Genomic DNA, 14,554 nt, shown 5'->3' with positions numbered 1-14,554 from the left:
GGAGACCACCCCATGATGATCCGCACTCTCGTTGTCACCGCCGCCCTCGCGTTCGCTGGCGCCGCCGCCGCCCAGGACCCGCATGCGGGTCACGCTATGCCGGCCCAGGCCGCTGTGCCCCAATCTGGCATCACGACCGTCCCTGCGAATGGCGCGATGACCCAGGGGTCGCCCGAGCGGTTCAGCGTCACCTTCCCCCACGCCATGGTCCTCAAGACCGTCGCCCTCTCCGCCGAGGGGCAGGCTCCGGTCGACGTCACTGTCCCCGCCGCACCGGCCGCCGCCACCGTCGGCGTGGCTCTTCCGCGCCTCGCGCCGGGCACCTACACTGCCGCCTGGACCGCCGAAGGCCCGGACGGTCACAAGATGTCCGGTTCCGTCAGCTTCATGGTTCACTAGGAGAACGACGATGAAGGTTTCCAACCTGCTGGCCGCCGCCGGCGCGATCGTGACCCTGAGCGCCGGCGCGGCCCTCGCCGCCGAGGGCTGCGAGTGCTGCAAGGACATGGCCGCGGACGCCGCGATGACGTGCTGCGACGAGATGAAGACCGAGCCCGCCCCGGCCGAACCGGCGCCGCCCGCCCCGGTGCCGTCGGATGCGCCCGCGCCTCAGGGCCACGCCGACCACAACTGATCGTCGCATCGATGGTTTCCGGCGGTTTCCCGTGGGGGAGCCGCCGGACGCCTCAGTTCTGAATCAGGCGGATCAAGTTTCCGTCCGGGTCGATGAGCGCGCCGATCCGCAGTCCCGACTCCTCAAGCTTCGGCGCGTGCAGGCGGGGGTGGCCCCAGCAGGTTTCCGGCAATCCTGAAACGACGCACCCTGCGTAAAACCCGTCCAGGTCGTCCAGCCGCAGGCAGCAGCCGAAGTTGCTGGTCAGCGGATCCACCTCCGGATGCGGGAAGAACTCCAGCGTCAAACCGCCTCTTTTCAGGATCATCCAGCCTTTGTCGCGCCAGTCCTGGTCGAAGCCCAGTCGAGTGTAGAACTGGGACGTAACTTCGAAATCCCGCGACGGTAGGTTGGGCGTGGCGTGGTCGGTCACGGCGAACTCCGGGAATGCAGCAATGCCGCCGTAGCCTAGCCGCAACACCCCTTGCCATCTACCTGGATCGGCGGACACGGCACGTCGGCATAGGAGCAGAACACGCAGCAGTCGCCGGGTAGGGGCTTCAGCTTCATGCCGCAGCCGAGACAATCGTAAAACCAGATGCAGGCGTCGGTGGGCATGGTCTCCGTCGCAACATGACCGCAATCCGGGCAGGTCAGCGTCGAATCCAGAACGATGGCCGGGGTCATCGCATGGCCGCCAGTCGCGGCATGACCCACGGCTCGATGTACGGCTGCCAGGCCATGGAAAGGACGATCAGCAGACTGGCGATCACCAGCAGCCAGAAGGCGAGCCGCGAAGGGTGGCGGCAGGCCCCGTCTTTCCGACACATCCGCAGGCGACGCCAATGCAGCAGCCAGCCCGCGGCCAGGATGACGGCGGCCAGAAGCGTCAGCCAGTTCCGCGCACCCGCGATGACCGCGGCGCCGGCGAAGGATACGCCCGCCACGGACAGAGCCAGAGGCAACACACAGCACGCGGCCCAGGCGAACACCGAGGCGACACCGCCGAGGGCGGCCGAGGCGCTGACGGCGACCTCGGGCATGCGGGGCCGGTCGTAATCGATGGCCATGGGACCTCCCGTTCGATTTCTGCTACAGGCTACAACCCGTAGCCGCTACAGGATCAAGAGCCATGTCCGCACGAAGTTTGACGATCGGGCGCCTCGCTGACAGCGCCGGGGTGAACCTGGAAACGGTGCGCTACTACGAACGTATCGGGTTGATGCCCGCGCCGGCCCGGACCGAGGGCGGCCACCGCAGCTACGAGCCGGAACACGCCCAGCGCCTGCGCTTCATCCGCCGGTCGCGCGAACTGGGCTTCGGCATCGACGCCATTCGGCGCCTGATCGCGCTGAGCGAGCCGGGCGTTCAGGCGTGCTGCGAAGTCCGCGACATGGCCCAAGACCACATCGCCAGCGTGGACGCCAAGATCGAGGATCTGCAGAGGCTACGGAAAGTGCTGAGGCAGGCTGTGGCCGACTGCAGTGAAGGCGGGCGGGTTAGGTGCCCGGTGATTGATGAGCTGGGCTCGAGCTAGCGTCGAAGCTACGACCCAGTGCCGATGACAGCGGTCAGCCTCAGTGCCGTGAAGGCCTGATCGACGCGGCCGCCTCGCGGCAAGCATCTTCGCAACGCCGGCATTCTTCGGCGCAGATACGGCAATGCTCGTGCATCTCGGCGTGCTTCTCGCACTCGATGGCGCAGTCGGCGCAAGCCTCGGCGCAGGTCTCGAGCATGCGCTTTATCAAGGCCTCGTTGCTGCCGGCGCGCCGCACGGCGAGCCCGGCCGTAGCCAGACAGACATCGGCGCAGTCGAGATCGAGCCGGATGCACTGGGTCAGGTCCCTGACCATCTCCTCGGCCAGGCAGGCGTCAGCGCAGATGCGGCATACGGCGGCGCAGCCGTAGCCCGCTTCGATCGCGCGAATGAGGCTGTCGTTCACGCTGCCGCGTACGTCGGGGTGGGTGCTGATCATTGGTTGGATTTGCATCGGAGGCTCCCTCGGGTGATCTGGATCCAACCCCGGCGCCGGGAAGATGTTCCGAACGGCGACGCCTCCCGACCTCGTCAAACCCGTACTTCGCCGAGCCGAGATCATGTGGAAATGCGGTGGACCAGACATCAGGGGCCGGCCGGCGACCTCAAGCTCACATGCATTCGACCACGGATCACTGAACCGCTTGCGATTTGGATCTCCGCACTTGCCCGCGAGAGTTCATCTACAATCGGCGGCGCAACCGAGATTGTGGGGTCGGCGGGCTCCGGAACAGAGAGGCGCTGGTCTTGAGCCAGGGACGTAATGCGTCGGCCCGGGCGCGCCGGGCCGGCCTCGTCCTCGCTGCCCTCGAGGGCCGAAGGCTCGTCTTCGCGAGCGGGCCCGCGCGAAAAGTCAGCCTGTTGGTCGCGCGCGCCGTGTTGCGCCTTATTCGGCCGGGCGGAGGCCGTTGCCGCTCACATGCAGTTTTTGGCGCCTTCGGGGCCCCGCAAGCGTCTGCGGGCTAGCTCTCGACGCCACGTTAGCCGCAGCGGACGCTTCGCCTCCGGCTTCCGCCGGCTCCTCAATCCCGTCGCCCATGACCATTCCGCGGGGATCAGCGCTTGCGTGACCGGCCTCGTACGGTCGCGATACGTCAGCGAAGGCATGGTTGCGAGACCCCGGGCGCCTCAGGCGAACGGATTCGCTTGGCCGCGCCGGCCGAGCAGGGGGCTGTGTCCTGCCCGGGCGGGTGCGGGCCTTCTACCAGAGGTTCCGCTGCGATATGGGCGGGCTTAGCCGGCGCTCCACGCCTGGGCGACGTCAGGTCAGGGCGCGACAACTGCGCCCGTCGCCAAACCGGCCCGCGCCCGCCATGGTGGGATTTGGACTCCCAAGGAGCGCTCACTTTGGTTCAAACTCGCCCGCGCTTGTCCCGCCGGACCCTCGTGTTCGGCCTGCCCCTGGTCGCCGTGCCCGGCCCGGCCCTCGCCGCGCCCCCGAAACGGATGATCGCCTACAAGACGCCATGGTGCGGCTGCTGCGGCGGCTGGATCGCCCACATGCGCCAGGCGGGCTGGATCGTCGAGGTCGTCGAGCGCGAGGATCTCGCCCCGATCCGGGCCCGGCATGGCATTCCGGACCGCCTCGCCTCGTGCCACACAGCGGTGGTCGGCGCCTACGCCATCGAGGGCCATGTTCCGTCGAGCGATGTCGAGCGGCTGCTCGGCGAACGCCCCGCCGCCCGCGCACTAAGCGCGCCCGGCATGCCGGCGGGCTCGCCGGGCATGGAGGCCGCCGGGCGCGAACCCTATGCGACCGTCCTGATCCTCAACGACGGTTCGACCCGCGTGTTCGGTCGCCACAACGGGGCCTGAGAAGGCGCACCGCCGGCAGTCACGACGGTTGACGACGCGGCGTCCAGCGCAGCAGGCGCATGGCATTGGCGGTGACCAGGACCGTGGCTCCGGTGTCAGCGAGGATGGCGGGCCACAGGCCCGTCACCCCGATCACGGTGGTGACCAGGAACACCGCCTTCAAGCCCAAGGCGATGGTGATGTTTTCCCCGATATTGCCCATCACTCCGCGGGACAAGGCGATCATGTCGGGAATGTCCCTGACCCGGCCGTGCAGGACGGCGGCGTCCGCCGTCTCCAGGGCCACGTCGGTGCCGCCGCCCATGGCGATGCCGACATCCGCCTGGGCCAGGGCCGGGGCGTCGTTGATGCCGTCCCCGACCTTGGCGACCACCAGCCCCTCGGCCTGCAGCGCCTTGACGATGACTAGCTTGTCCTGCGGCAGCAGTTCGGCCCGGGGCTCGATGCCCAGGCCGGCGGCGACCGCCTCCGCCGTGCGGCGGTTGTCGCCCGTCAGCATGATGGTCCGGATGCCCCGCGCCTTCAGGTCGGCCAGACCCTGGACTGCGTCGGGCCGCGCCTCGTCGCGCATGGCGAGGAACCCGGCGACGCCATCCCCGACGACAAGGACGGAAACCGTCTTGCCCTCGGCGTTCAGGGCGGCGATGGCCGCGTCCTGGGCCGGCGTGATCGGGGCGCGTCGGGCCGCGGCCTGCGGCGAGCCGAGGAATATGCGTTCGCCGCCGACCTCGCCTTCCACGCCCTCCCCCGGAATGGCCTGGGTGGCCGAGGCCGGCGGCGCCGTGATCTTGTCCGCCTCAGCTCGGGCGAGGATGGCGAGGGCGAGCGGATGGCTCGATCCCGTTTCCAGCGCGGCCGCTAGGGTCAGCAGGGCGGAGGCATCCCGCGTTCCGGCGACGACGTCGGTGACGACGGGCTTGCCGGCGGTCAGGGTCCCCGTCTTGTCGAAGGCGATCGCCGTGATCTTGCCCAGCGTCTCCAGCACGGCCCCGCCCTTCATGAGCAGGCCGCGCCGGGCCCCCGCCGACAGGCCGGCGGCGATGGCGGCCGGCGTGGAGATGACGAGGGCGCAGGGGCAGCCGATCAGCAGCACGGCGAGGCCCTTGTAGACCCATTCGCTCCACGTCCCGCCGAACAGCAGCGGCGGCGTGACCGCGACGAGGGCGGCGAACACGAGCACGCCCGGCGTGTAGATTTTCGAGAAGCGGTCGATGAACCGTTCGGTCGGCGATTTCGATTCCTGCGCCTCCTCGACGAGACGCACCACCCGGGCGATGGTGTTGTCCGAGGCTGAGGCCGTCACGCGCACTCGCAGGACGCTGCCGCCGTTGATCGTGCCGGCGAACACAGGATCGCCCTCGACCTTGCGCTTGGGCACGCTCTCGCCCGTCACCGGGGCGTCGTCGAGGTCTCCCGCGCCCTCGATGATCTCGCCGTCCGCCGGAACGCGGTCTCCGGGCCGGACGAGGATGATCGCGCCCACCGCCACGGTCTCGGCGGCGACCTCCGTGGTCACGCCGTCCACCTCGACGAAGGCGGTCTTGGGCACGAGGGCGGCGAGCCCCTGGATGCTCTTGCGCGCGCGACCAGCCGCCACCCCTTCGAGCATCTCGCCGACGAGGAACAGCAAAACGACGGCGGCGGCCTCTTCCGCGGCCCCGATGAAGACGGCGCCGACGGCGGCGATGGTCATCAGCATTTCGATGGAGAAGGGCGTGCCGTGGCGCGCCGCCGAAAAAGCGCGCGACGCGATCGGAATGAGCCCCACGGCCAGGGCGGCGAGGAAGGCGTATCGTTCCAGGGAGGGGAACAGCGTGCCCAGTCCATAGGCGGACAACAGCGCCAGGCCGCAGAGCGCGGTGAGGCGGGCCTTGCCGGTCCACCACCACGGGGCGCCCCCGGCCCGGGCGGCCGCCGGAGGTGGGCCCGCCGCCGCAGCGACGGCTCCGGACGTCGGCGCGGCCGCTTCTCCGCTGTAGCCGAGGTTGCGCAGTTGCTGCAGGACCGCCTCGTCGGCGAGGTCTCCGCCATGCCGGATCTTGAGCACGCCGGTCTGCACCGCCACCGAGACGTCCTCGACGCCCGGCAGCCTGCGGATCGCCGTGTCGATCTTGCGGCCGCAGCTGGCGCAATCCATCCCGGTGACCCGGTATCGGCTTTCGAGAGTTTGCGCCGTCATGTCTGTTCCTTGTGATCTCTATAGGGCAAGGCTACCTCCTCCAGCGACTGTAGGTGCAAGCTAAAAAATGAGCGCGCCGTTCGGTTGGAGTGGAGAGCGCCGTCCGACGAACCCCGGAGGCGAGCCCAGCCCCTTGATGACCTCGCCTTGTCCGCATGACCGGGAGACCGCGCCGCCGACGGCCGCACAGGTGGAACGCGCCCTGGACGCAGCCGCCGCCAGCGTCGCCGCCGCCGGGGACAAGCTGACGCGCCCCCGGCGCAGGGTGCTGGAGCTCCTGCTCGTCGCGGGCGCTCCGGCCAAGGCCTATGATCTCGTGGCGACGTATCACCGGGAGGCCCGCGTCGCGACGCCGGCGACCGTCTATCGGGCGCTGCAGTTCCTCGAGACCCGCGGTCTGGTTCATCGTCTTTCCAGCCTTAAGGCCTATGTGGCCTGCGATCCCGAACGCCTCGGTTCGCCTGCGGTTTTTCTTCTGTGCGACTGTTGCGGCTTCTGTCGCCAGATTCCTTCGTCCGGCATGGCGTCGCTGGGCGCGGCCGCGACAGCGGCGGGCTACGAGATCGAACGGATCACGCTCGAAGGCCAGGGTCTGTGTCCGGCCTGCCGCCCGCAGCGCCCCGGCGCGGCCCGGGATCCGGCCCCCCAGACAGAGCCGGGGGCGGCCGCGGGGGTCCGGGCCCACAAGCACTGTAGCGCGACATTTGTTTTTAGAAATGCGGACACTTGAAGTTGGAGCAAAAGCGATTGGCATGTAGCGCCCTTCTGAGGGTCGTTTAAGGGGCTTCAAAGGCCCCATTTTCATGACGCCTTCCTTCGGCCGGTCAGGACGGTGGTGAAGCCGCCGCTCTCATAGTCCTGGGTGTGGACGGCGGTCTCCACGATCCAGTCGCCCGACAGCTCGGCGCGCAGGCCTGTGACGATGATGGGCGTCTGGGCCACGATGTCCGCCCGGCCGTCCATCGTCAGCTCCACCCCGTTCTCCGCACCCTTCAACCGGGTCAGCTCGGCCTCGGCAGCCGCCTTCGCCGCCGCCTCGTTCGGATAGAGGTTGCGCAGGGTCTTCACCGGGTCGCCGCTGCCGGCCTCGGCGAACTGGGTCCGACCGGCGCCGGTGTTGCGCCAGCGGGCGCGGACCTTGCCGTGTTCGTCCCGGTCGGCCTGAACGGCGCGCCAGCGGGTCAGATCGGCGCGATCCAGGGTCACGGCGGTAAGGGCCTGGCCCGAGGCCGACAGGCCCGTGGCGGCCGGGGCGAAGACCAGCTTGCCGTCCTTGGGCGCTGCGACGGCTCCATACTCGCGGCCCAGCCGCGTCAGGAAGTGCAGGTCGCTTTCGTTGGCCTGATCCCGATGGGCGACCACACGGCTGGCCAGCTCGGTCGCAACGGCGGGCTGGAGACCGTTTTCATCGGCGATCCGCGACACGATGGCCCCGATGGTGGTGTTGCGAAAGGCGCGGGTGCGCTGGACCTTCAGTCCCTCGCGCATGTCGGCCGCCTTGGCGCGGATGGTGATGATGTCGGGCGGCCCTTCCGGCTCGACCTCGTCCACGGTGAACTTGCCGAGGTAGAACAGGCCCTCGTCGCGATAGCCCATCGACACGGAAAGCACCCGGCCGCGCGGCGGGCTTTCGACGGCGTTGTCCCGATCGTCGATGACGATCTCCAGCGTGTCCGATTCCTCGCCGCTGTTGTCGGTCACGGTCAGGGTCTTCAGCCGGTCGCGGACGACGGCCGTCAGATCGTCGTCGCCGAGCGTCAGGCGGAAGTCGGGGAGCGACCTCAGTCCCACAGGCGCACCGTGGGCTTGGTCTCGGCCGTGGCCAGATCGGGCAGGACGACGACGACGCCGGCCGGCAGTCGGGGCGGCAGGGCGGCGAGCTGGGGATTGGCGTTGAGCAGCGCCTCGGTCGCCCCGGTCGTGCGGCCATAGACTTCCAGGGCGATCCTATCGACCACGTCGCCTTGTCGGGTCGTCATCGTCCTGGTCATGCCGCGTCCTCGCCATAGGCGCCCAGACGGATGCGGAAGTCCTGGCGCTGGGCCACGCCGTTGGACAGCAGCTCCGAACCGCGCTCGCTGACGCCCTCGATCACGAACAGACCCCAGACCTTGCCGGTGCCGTCCGTCAGCATCTGGGGCTTCTGGGTGCGGGCGACCTCGCGGAAGCTGTCCACCCGGTCGCGGGCGTGGCGCTGGCCCGGATAGCAGACGCCTTCGATGTCGATGGTCTCGTCCAGGCCCAGCGTCTGACGCGCCGACTGGCGACCGGCGCGGGCGATCTTCGCCGTCATGATCTCCAGTTCGCGGTTCAGCGAGCGATAGGCCCCTTCCGCCACCGAGAAGCGGATGTCGCCGAGGGTCATCAGGACTTCGCTCATCCGTTCAATCCGTCATAGAGGCGCGCCCGGAAGCTGTCGGCCGCCGCGCGGCCCGCCATGCCGCCCTGACGCGCGGCGTCGGCCCCGGCCGGGATCGAAACCTGTATCAGAACCTGGTCGATGTGGACGCCGTTCGACGCCCTGCCCCGCGCGTCGGCCGAGGCCACAGCCGGCGCGGTCGGCAGGGCGGCCAATACGGCCGGCATGGCGCTCGACGGCGGATTGACCTGTGTGGGCGAAGGATCACGAGACGGCGGGACCGACGCGGGCGGCGGGACAAGGCCGGGAAAGGCCCTGGCGAGGGCAGGCCCTGTATAGGCCATCGCCATAGGCGGCTCGAACGCTGGACCGAACAGTGGACGGGGCGGAACCTCGGCCCCGGCCATCGCGGCGGTCATGGCGCCGGCCGTCACGGTCATCACTCCGACCGCCCGTTTCGCACCCTGGTCGAGACCCTGCGTCAGGCCTTCCATCGTATATCCGCCCAGGGCTGCGAAGACCCGGCTGGGGGACTTGATGCCGAGCACGCCTTTGAACCGGGCAACCGCTCCGTTGGCCACGCCGATCACGGCGCCGGCGACCTCGCCCAGCATGGCGCGAACGCCGCCGATCAGGCCCTGCATGATCGCCCGGCCGAATCCGTTGAACCGCGTGACCAGGCCGCCGAAGAAGCCGTTCACGCCCGCCCAGGCCTGGCGCAGCGTCTCCATCGGCCGCCAGTTCATGGCGCCCTGGATGAAGCGGAAGGCCGTCATGACGCCGCGCGCGAAGATGCCGATCGGCGACAGGTTGAAGGCCAGAACCAGCATCCGGCCGAAGTTGCGACCGGCGTTGGACGCGCCGTCCAACTGCCCCTTGGTCGCCTGCATCGGCTGCATCAGCCGACCGATCCAGCCGAAGAAGCGGCCCACCGCCCCGGCGACCGCATCCCACAGCGGCTTCAAGGGCCGCAGCGCGCCGCCGATGGCGGTCAGGGCCGGCCCGAACGCCTCGCCCAGGGCCTGACCAACGCCGCCGAAGAAGGCCTTGATGGGCTGCCAGTATTTGCGGACCACGACGGCGACCAGGGCCACGGCTGCGACGGCCGCGACGACGCCCAGGACGACAGGGTTGGCCAGCATGGATAGGTTGAACGCGATGGCCGCCATCCGCATCCGAGCAAAGGCTCCGATCACCTGGGCGGCGCCCGCCTTCATCGCCGCGCCGCCCATGCCGCCCATCAGGGTTTTGGCGATCAGCAAGGGGCCGAGGATGCCGACGACGGCATGGCCGACCGCGCCCGCTCCAACCGCGAAGGCCGCCAGGCCGGCGAAGGCCCAGACGGCCGCCTTGGCCAGCAGGCCGCCCTTCTCGCTGGCGTTCGACATCCACGAAGCGATGCGCGTCAGGGCGTCGGCCGCCGCGCCGACAGCGGGCGCCAGGATGGTCCCGGTGGCGATGCCCAGGCGCGCCATGCCCGAGGCGTAGCGACCGAAGCTCGCGGCCGGTCCCTGCATGGCCCGTTCGAGGTCGGCGTAATAGGCTTGGAGCACACCATCACCACGCAGATCGGTGCTGATCTTCTGGAAGCCCTTCAAATCCTGGACGAGGGCCATCATGCCCTCGCGGGCTTGGCGGTCGCCGAACAGCTCACCAAGTCGATACTGATCGCCGCCCTTGGTAAGGCGGTTCGTGACGACCGCCGCCGTTTCCAACGGCGAAATGCCGCGCTGAAGCCCTGCTTTGATTTCCCTTTCGAGGTTGACGCCCATCTTGGAGAAGTTGCGAAGCGTCTCGGGCGAGGTCAAAGCTCCCAGCAGGTTGGACAGGTTGTTAGCAGCCTGTTCGCTGCCCCCCGCAGCGCTTTTCGCGACCTGCGTTGCAGCCATCAGATCAGCCAGACCTCGTTCGCTGTTACCGCCCATCCCGCGCATGGACGCCGCTTGCGCTGGGAGGAATCGCGCGGCAACGCCGATGCCCACGCCACCTCTTTTGGACGCAAGGTTCAACATAGCGTTGGCTTGGTCGAGACGGTCGGCCGAGACGTTGAAGGATCGGGCGAGACCGGCGGAAAGGCCACCGGCCTCATCGCCTGATATCGGGTCTTTCATTGTCGCCGCGAGGGCCTGGAACTTCGCGACTGAACGACCCGCACGAGTGAGGTCCGCCTCGGTTTTGTAAACGCCTTCCGCAAGCACCGAGGAGAAGGCGGACTGAACCGTCGCCGGCAGCGCGCCGAGTTCGGCCGCCGTATCGAGGATCGTTTTTCGCATGGGCTGAAGTTGCCGATCAGTCATCTCGGCTGTGATGCCGATGCCGGTCATGCCTTGACCAAACTCAGCCGCCGCCGCGACCCCGGCGCGCAGGGGGCGGATCATGGCTTGGCCCGCCCGGCCGATCCCATCCGTGATCAGCGAAGCTGACGCCAGCCGGTTCAGCTTTTCGTCGAGCTGTTCCAGCCCGGCGCTCCACTGTTTGGACGCCGCCTTGCCCATATCCTGGGCGCGGTTCAACTGACCAATGGCCGAGACCGCGCCGCGCGACGGGCCGGAAAGCCGATCGACGAAGCGCAGGGTCAGGGCGGCGACGAGGTTCTTCATGGTCTATCCGAAGGCGCAGCGGGCGCGAGCCATGAAGTCGATCCGCTCCTTGGCCCGCGCCCGCCAGGTGTCGAGCTGGTCGAGTGTGAGGTTGTCGAGAACGTCGGGCGTCCAGCCATAGGCGAAGGCGATGACCTCCTGCATCGCCTCCAGACGCCCGCCGTCCATCACTCCCCCACGATTTCGTTCAGCCAGGCGTCGATCTTCTTGATGTCGGCCGCATCCAGATCGTCGATCAGATCGACTTCGCGTTCCGCCAGCGTCGCCATCATCTCGAAGCTGCGATCGATGGCGGACCCCTTGCCGTTCTGCATGGCGCGGATTTCCCGGCCCTTCGGCCGGCGCAGGGTCAATGACGTGACGGTCTCGCCCCGGAAGGAAACCGGGAACTCCAGTTCGAAGGTCTTGTTCGGATCGATCATCATGCCCTCCTTAGGCGCCCAGGGCCGCGCGACGCGGCGCCAACTGGTCCGTGCCGCCGATGCGGCGGATGCCGTTCAGCAGGTCGATTTCGTAGATTTCCTCGCCGCCGATGCGCAGGCGATAATAGTTGGGCGTCAGGGCCAGCTTGACCTCGGCCTTCTTGGGATCGCCCCACTCGCCGGGATCGGCGCTCGTGACCAGGCCACGGAACTGACCGATGACCGGCACGGCGGACGCGGCGCCTTCGCCTTCCATCGACCCGCGCAGGGTGATCGGGGTGTTGCGGGTCAGCACGGCCTTCAGGACGCGCGGGTTCAGCTCGGCGAAGGTCAGCTCGGCTTCCAGCTTCTCGATGCCGAATTCCAGCTCGTCCTCGCCGTCCATGCCGCCGTCGCGATAGGCTTCGGTCTTGGCCTTGATCGGGGGCAGCTTGCCGCCCGTGGTCAGGCCGATCATGCCGAAGCCGTCGATGAAGGCGGTGTAGCCCTTGATGGACCGGGGTAGTGCTCGCATGGGTCAGGTCTCCTTAAGCGGCTTGCGCGCCAGCGCTGGAGACCAGTTCGGCGTAGTAGCCGGTCTCGCGCTGGAACAGGAAGGTCAGGCGGTCCAGCGGGGCGGGCGCCTCGCCGTCCAGGTTCACGTAGAGGCGGCCCGACCGGAACGTCGCCTCGGTGTTCAGCTCGGGGTCGATCCAGACCCGGCCGCCGAGCTGGGCGCCCCGCGCCTTGAGGCTGCGCTGATAGGCTTCCAGCTCGCCGGCGATGTCGTCCAGCAGGTTGGCGCTGAACGGCCGGTCCTGCGCCCATCGGAACGACCCCTCGATCGCGTCGAAGACCATGTCCATGCAACGGCGCTGGGCCAGGAACTCGTATTCGCCGTCGTTGGGCGGGGTCCGGTTGCCGACCAGGCGGAAGCCGTCGTCATTGACGATCACCGCCACGCCGGCTTCGTTCAGGATGTTGGAACTGGCGGTGGCGTCCGAACGGCTGAACTCGATCGGGCGGCCGATGGAGACCACCCCGTTCAGGGTGCGGTTGGACGGCGACCACCAGAAGCCGCGCTCCTGGTCCGACAGGGCGATGACGCCCGCGACATGCGCCGAGGCCGGGCGCTGGACGATGGCGCCCGTGCGCGCCAGGACGCCCACGGTCGGATCGACGGGGTAGATCCGTTCGCCGGCTTCCAGGGCGGCCTTGGACACCGCATGGGCGTCGGTGTCGCTGGGCCCGTCCGTCACGACACAGGCGCGCAGCTTTTCGGCGATGCCCTTCAGCGCCATGACGACCGGGTTAGCCGCCCCGCCCGTCTGCTGGTGGGTGAAGCCGGTGGCGATCAGGATCTTGGGCTGGAACCCGGTCTCGGACTTCGCGGCCAGCAGGGCATAGACGCCGGTCTTGGTCGCGGCGGCGCCCACGACCAGAACCTGTTGGGCGGCCGGGGTGGCGTCGGCCGCCACGCGCACGACCACGATGGGCGTCCGCGTCTGGTCGTAGATGGCCTGGATGGCGATCGGCAGGGTGCCTTCCGCGTCCAGGGCGGCGTTCGCCGGCATCGTCTTGGTCAAACCAGCCGCCTGGGTGGCGCTGGTGATCAAGACCGGACGATCCAGCGGGAAGGCGACCGGATCGGCGAAGGGCGCGGTGCCGACCAGGCCGATGACGGCGGTGGACGGCGTGGTGATCGAACGGTTCGCAGTCGCCAGCTCGACGACTTCAACACCGTGCAGATAGGCGTCAGTCATTGGGGGTCTTCTCCAGGGGTTTGGGTTTCGTTTTGGTGGGGCGGTTTCGCCGGCATTGCCGGCCAGTCGATGGTCTCGGGGAAGCCGGGCTGCGTCGGCACGTCACGCAGGGCCTGAACGTGGTCCAGAAGCGCGGCATAGACCTCAGCCGACAGGGTCGTCGGCCGACCCATCTCGATCTCGTCGCGATGGCGATCGATCATCCACCTCACATCCGCGATCTCGGCGTCACGTCGGGGTTGATCCAGGCCCGGCCGTCACGGCCCTGCACGTCGAAGCCGGCCGGGATCAGCTCGATCCACTCGGGCGCGGTCCCCGCCTCATTGAGGGCGATGGTCTGGATCGGCGTTGCGATCACCGCGCCGGTCTGTTTGTTTGCTGTTGCCGAAGGCGTTCTCATGACGCCATGATCGGGGTGCGGACGGCGTCGCCACACCCCGAAGGTTTTCGGGGTCACGTCGATTTTTGCAGGATGTCCGCGCTATGCCGCCGATCACCAACCTTCAGGTCATCAACACGGCTATACCCGCACTTAGCGGGCTGCTGGGTGTCCTGATAGGCGGGGCCTTGCAGTGGTGGCAAGCCGATAGCATCGCTCGTCGTCAGCGAGCAGACGCGGCGCAAATTGCTGCCCGAGCCGATGCGGCGGCGGCTAAACAAGCTGGCGATAACCAGGCCCGAGCGGCCTACCCTTTGATCCTTCACCTCGAAAAGTTCGCCTACAACTGCGCGGAAGCGGTAGCTGCGAACGACGAGCCTGACGGAAAGGTCACTTGGGTTCCCGAATTGTCGGCCTGGCCGCCAGTTAACTGGGAAAGCCTTGGTCCCGATTGGCAGGTTCGGCTGATGGACTTCGCACGGGTCTTGTCGTTGCGGAAAAGCTACATCAGGGGCGACGCTGCCGAGGCGTTCGACGACGCGGACAAGCGCTATACATACTCGATGGGTGCCGCGAACCTCGGTCTCGACGCCTGGATGCTCGCCGCAGAGCTTCGGCGTGATGCCGGCATCGCCAAGTTCGACTTCCCCACTGATGGTTGGAACTATCCCGAGATGATGCGAGATCATCTTGAGGAAGGCCTGCGCGATCCCGCCTAAGGGCGTTTAAGGCCTCTAATGACGCCCTCGGGGCCGGTTCAGGCGCGCTTGGACCGGCCCCGTCCGTTTCGGCGCTCCTGACGCGGTTTCTGCGAAGGGGTGACTTCGCCGGCCGAAACCCCCATATTGGCGCCAGATCGGGCGAGCCATCCGTTTACCGGCGTCCGCGCCGCGAGGGGGCGACGACCC

General features: G+C 68.4%; 21 protein-coding genes. 6 read left to right on the top strand and 15 right to left on the bottom strand.

Annotated elements, in window-relative coordinates:
- Positions 1-12 precede the first annotated feature (12 nt).
- Together O2K97_RS07155 and O2K97_RS07150 are read left to right on the top strand one after the other, a co-directional pair.
- Positions 13-399: a copper resistance protein CopC gene (locus O2K97_RS07155; protein WP_228184636.1), complete on the top strand. Its 387-nt coding sequence runs from the start codon at positions 13-15 to the stop codon at positions 397-399.
- A gap of 10 nt (positions 400-409) precedes the next feature.
- Positions 410-634 (top strand): ammonium transporter family protein, encoded by a 225-nt coding sequence (locus O2K97_RS07150; protein WP_228184635.1) that lies wholly within the window; start codon positions 410-412, stop codon positions 632-634.
- Positions 635-686: 52 nt separating this feature from the next.
- Here O2K97_RS07150 and O2K97_RS07145 read toward each other — a convergent pair whose 3' ends face one another.
- The 3 genes from O2K97_RS07145 to O2K97_RS07135 are packed head-to-tail and all read right to left on the bottom strand — an operon-like array spanning position 687 to position 1,683.
- The gene (locus tag O2K97_RS07145) at positions 687-1,046 is read right to left on the bottom strand and encodes a bleomycin resistance protein (RefSeq protein ID WP_228184634.1); all 360 of its coding nucleotides are present in this window, start codon (positions 1,044-1,046) and stop codon (positions 687-689) included.
- A gap of 35 nt (positions 1,047-1,081) precedes the next feature.
- Positions 1,082-1,300, bottom strand: coding sequence for a GDCCVxC domain-containing (seleno)protein (locus O2K97_RS07140; protein ID WP_114818253.1), 219 nt, complete (start codon positions 1,298-1,300; stop codon positions 1,082-1,084).
- Positions 1,297-1,683, bottom strand: a complete 387-nt coding sequence (locus O2K97_RS07135) for an MFS transporter permease (protein ID WP_114818252.1) — start codon at positions 1,681-1,683, stop codon at positions 1,297-1,299. The genes O2K97_RS07140 and O2K97_RS07135 overlap by 4 nt, the downstream gene beginning before the upstream one ends.
- Before the next feature lie 62 nt (positions 1,684-1,745).
- Between O2K97_RS07135 and O2K97_RS07130 the strand changes: the two genes are divergently transcribed.
- Complete coding sequence (locus O2K97_RS07130) at positions 1,746-2,150, top strand: MerR family transcriptional regulator (RefSeq protein WP_040349355.1); 405 nt, start codon at positions 1,746-1,748, stop codon at positions 2,148-2,150.
- A gap of 40 nt (positions 2,151-2,190) precedes the next feature.
- On the opposite strand, the gene O2K97_RS07125 is transcribed toward O2K97_RS07130, so the two are convergent.
- Positions 2,191-2,589: a four-helix bundle copper-binding protein gene (locus O2K97_RS07125; protein ID WP_008261099.1), complete on the bottom strand. Its 399-nt coding sequence runs from the start codon at positions 2,587-2,589 to the stop codon at positions 2,191-2,193.
- Between the two features lie 947 nt (positions 2,590-3,536).
- On the opposite strand from O2K97_RS07125, the gene O2K97_RS07120 reads away from it, so the two are divergent.
- Positions 3,537-3,965: a DUF411 domain-containing protein gene (locus O2K97_RS07120; RefSeq protein ID WP_008263799.1), complete on the top strand. Its 429-nt coding sequence runs from the start codon at positions 3,537-3,539 to the stop codon at positions 3,963-3,965.
- A gap of 19 nt (positions 3,966-3,984) precedes the next feature.
- Here the strand turns inward: O2K97_RS07120 and O2K97_RS07115 are convergent, their stop codons facing one another.
- Positions 3,985-6,144 (bottom strand): heavy metal translocating P-type ATPase, encoded by a 2,160-nt coding sequence (locus tag O2K97_RS07115; RefSeq protein ID WP_269220982.1) that lies wholly within the window; start codon positions 6,142-6,144, stop codon positions 3,985-3,987.
- Positions 6,145-6,334: 190 nt separating this feature from the next.
- Between O2K97_RS07115 and O2K97_RS07110 the strand changes: the two genes are divergently transcribed.
- Complete coding sequence (locus tag O2K97_RS07110) at positions 6,335-6,874, top strand: Fur family transcriptional regulator (RefSeq protein WP_269220981.1); 540 nt, start codon at positions 6,335-6,337, stop codon at positions 6,872-6,874.
- Positions 6,875-6,945: 71 nt separating this feature from the next.
- Here O2K97_RS07110 and O2K97_RS07105 read toward each other — a convergent pair whose 3' ends face one another.
- The 10 genes from O2K97_RS07105 to O2K97_RS07060 are packed head-to-tail and all read right to left on the bottom strand — an operon-like array spanning position 6,946 to position 13,667.
- Positions 6,946-7,935 (bottom strand): contractile injection system protein, VgrG/Pvc8 family, encoded by a 990-nt coding sequence (locus O2K97_RS07105; RefSeq protein ID WP_269220980.1) that lies wholly within the window; start codon positions 7,933-7,935, stop codon positions 6,946-6,948.
- Positions 7,926-8,123 (bottom strand): tail protein X, encoded by a 198-nt coding sequence (locus O2K97_RS07100; protein WP_269220979.1) that lies wholly within the window; start codon positions 8,121-8,123, stop codon positions 7,926-7,928. The genes O2K97_RS07105 and O2K97_RS07100 overlap by 10 nt, the downstream gene beginning before the upstream one ends.
- An 8-nt stretch (positions 8,124-8,131) precedes the next feature.
- The gene (locus O2K97_RS07095; protein ID WP_269220978.1) at positions 8,132-8,524 is read right to left on the bottom strand and encodes a phage tail protein; all 393 of its coding nucleotides are present in this window, start codon (positions 8,522-8,524) and stop codon (positions 8,132-8,134) included.
- Positions 8,521-11,103 carry a hypothetical protein gene (locus tag O2K97_RS07090; protein WP_269220977.1) on the bottom strand — a complete coding sequence of 861 codons (2,583 nt, stop codon included), beginning with the start codon at positions 11,101-11,103 and terminating at the stop codon, positions 8,521-8,523. The genes O2K97_RS07095 and O2K97_RS07090 overlap by 4 nt, the downstream gene beginning before the upstream one ends.
- 3 nt (positions 11,104-11,106) lie before the next feature.
- Positions 11,107-11,271: a GpE family phage tail protein gene (locus O2K97_RS07085; protein ID WP_269220976.1), complete on the bottom strand. Its 165-nt coding sequence runs from the start codon at positions 11,269-11,271 to the stop codon at positions 11,107-11,109.
- Positions 11,271-11,525, bottom strand: coding sequence for a phage tail assembly protein (locus tag O2K97_RS07080; protein ID WP_269220975.1), 255 nt, complete (start codon positions 11,523-11,525; stop codon positions 11,271-11,273). The genes O2K97_RS07085 and O2K97_RS07080 overlap by 1 nt, the downstream gene beginning before the upstream one ends.
- A gap of 10 nt (positions 11,526-11,535) precedes the next feature.
- Complete coding sequence (locus tag O2K97_RS07075) at positions 11,536-12,039, bottom strand: phage major tail tube protein (RefSeq protein WP_269220974.1); 504 nt, start codon at positions 12,037-12,039, stop codon at positions 11,536-11,538.
- A 13-nt stretch (positions 12,040-12,052) separates the two neighbouring features.
- Entirely contained in the window at positions 12,053-13,267 is a 1,215-nt protein-coding gene (locus O2K97_RS07070; protein ID WP_269220973.1) for a phage tail sheath subtilisin-like domain-containing protein, read from the bottom strand.
- Positions 13,264-13,470 carry a phage tail assembly chaperone gene (locus O2K97_RS07065; RefSeq protein WP_269220972.1) on the bottom strand — a complete coding sequence of 69 codons (207 nt, stop codon included), beginning with the start codon at positions 13,468-13,470 and terminating at the stop codon, positions 13,264-13,266. The genes O2K97_RS07070 and O2K97_RS07065 overlap by 4 nt, the downstream gene beginning before the upstream one ends.
- 5 nt (positions 13,471-13,475) lie before the next feature.
- Positions 13,476-13,667, bottom strand: a complete 192-nt coding sequence (locus O2K97_RS07060) for a hypothetical protein (RefSeq protein WP_269220971.1) — start codon at positions 13,665-13,667, stop codon at positions 13,476-13,478.
- An 83-nt stretch (positions 13,668-13,750) separates the two neighbouring features.
- Between O2K97_RS07060 and O2K97_RS07055 the strand changes: the two genes are divergently transcribed.
- Positions 13,751-14,365, top strand: a complete 615-nt coding sequence (locus tag O2K97_RS07055) for a hypothetical protein (protein ID WP_269220970.1) — start codon at positions 13,751-13,753, stop codon at positions 14,363-14,365.
- The last annotated feature ends 189 nt before the right edge of the window (positions 14,366-14,554 follow it).

The sequence above is a fragment of the Brevundimonas vesicularis genome, from assembly GCF_027105095.1.
GTDB lineage: Bacteria > Pseudomonadota > Alphaproteobacteria > Caulobacterales > Caulobacteraceae > Brevundimonas > Brevundimonas vesicularis_E.
This window is presented reverse-complemented; position numbering and strand designations above follow the sequence as displayed.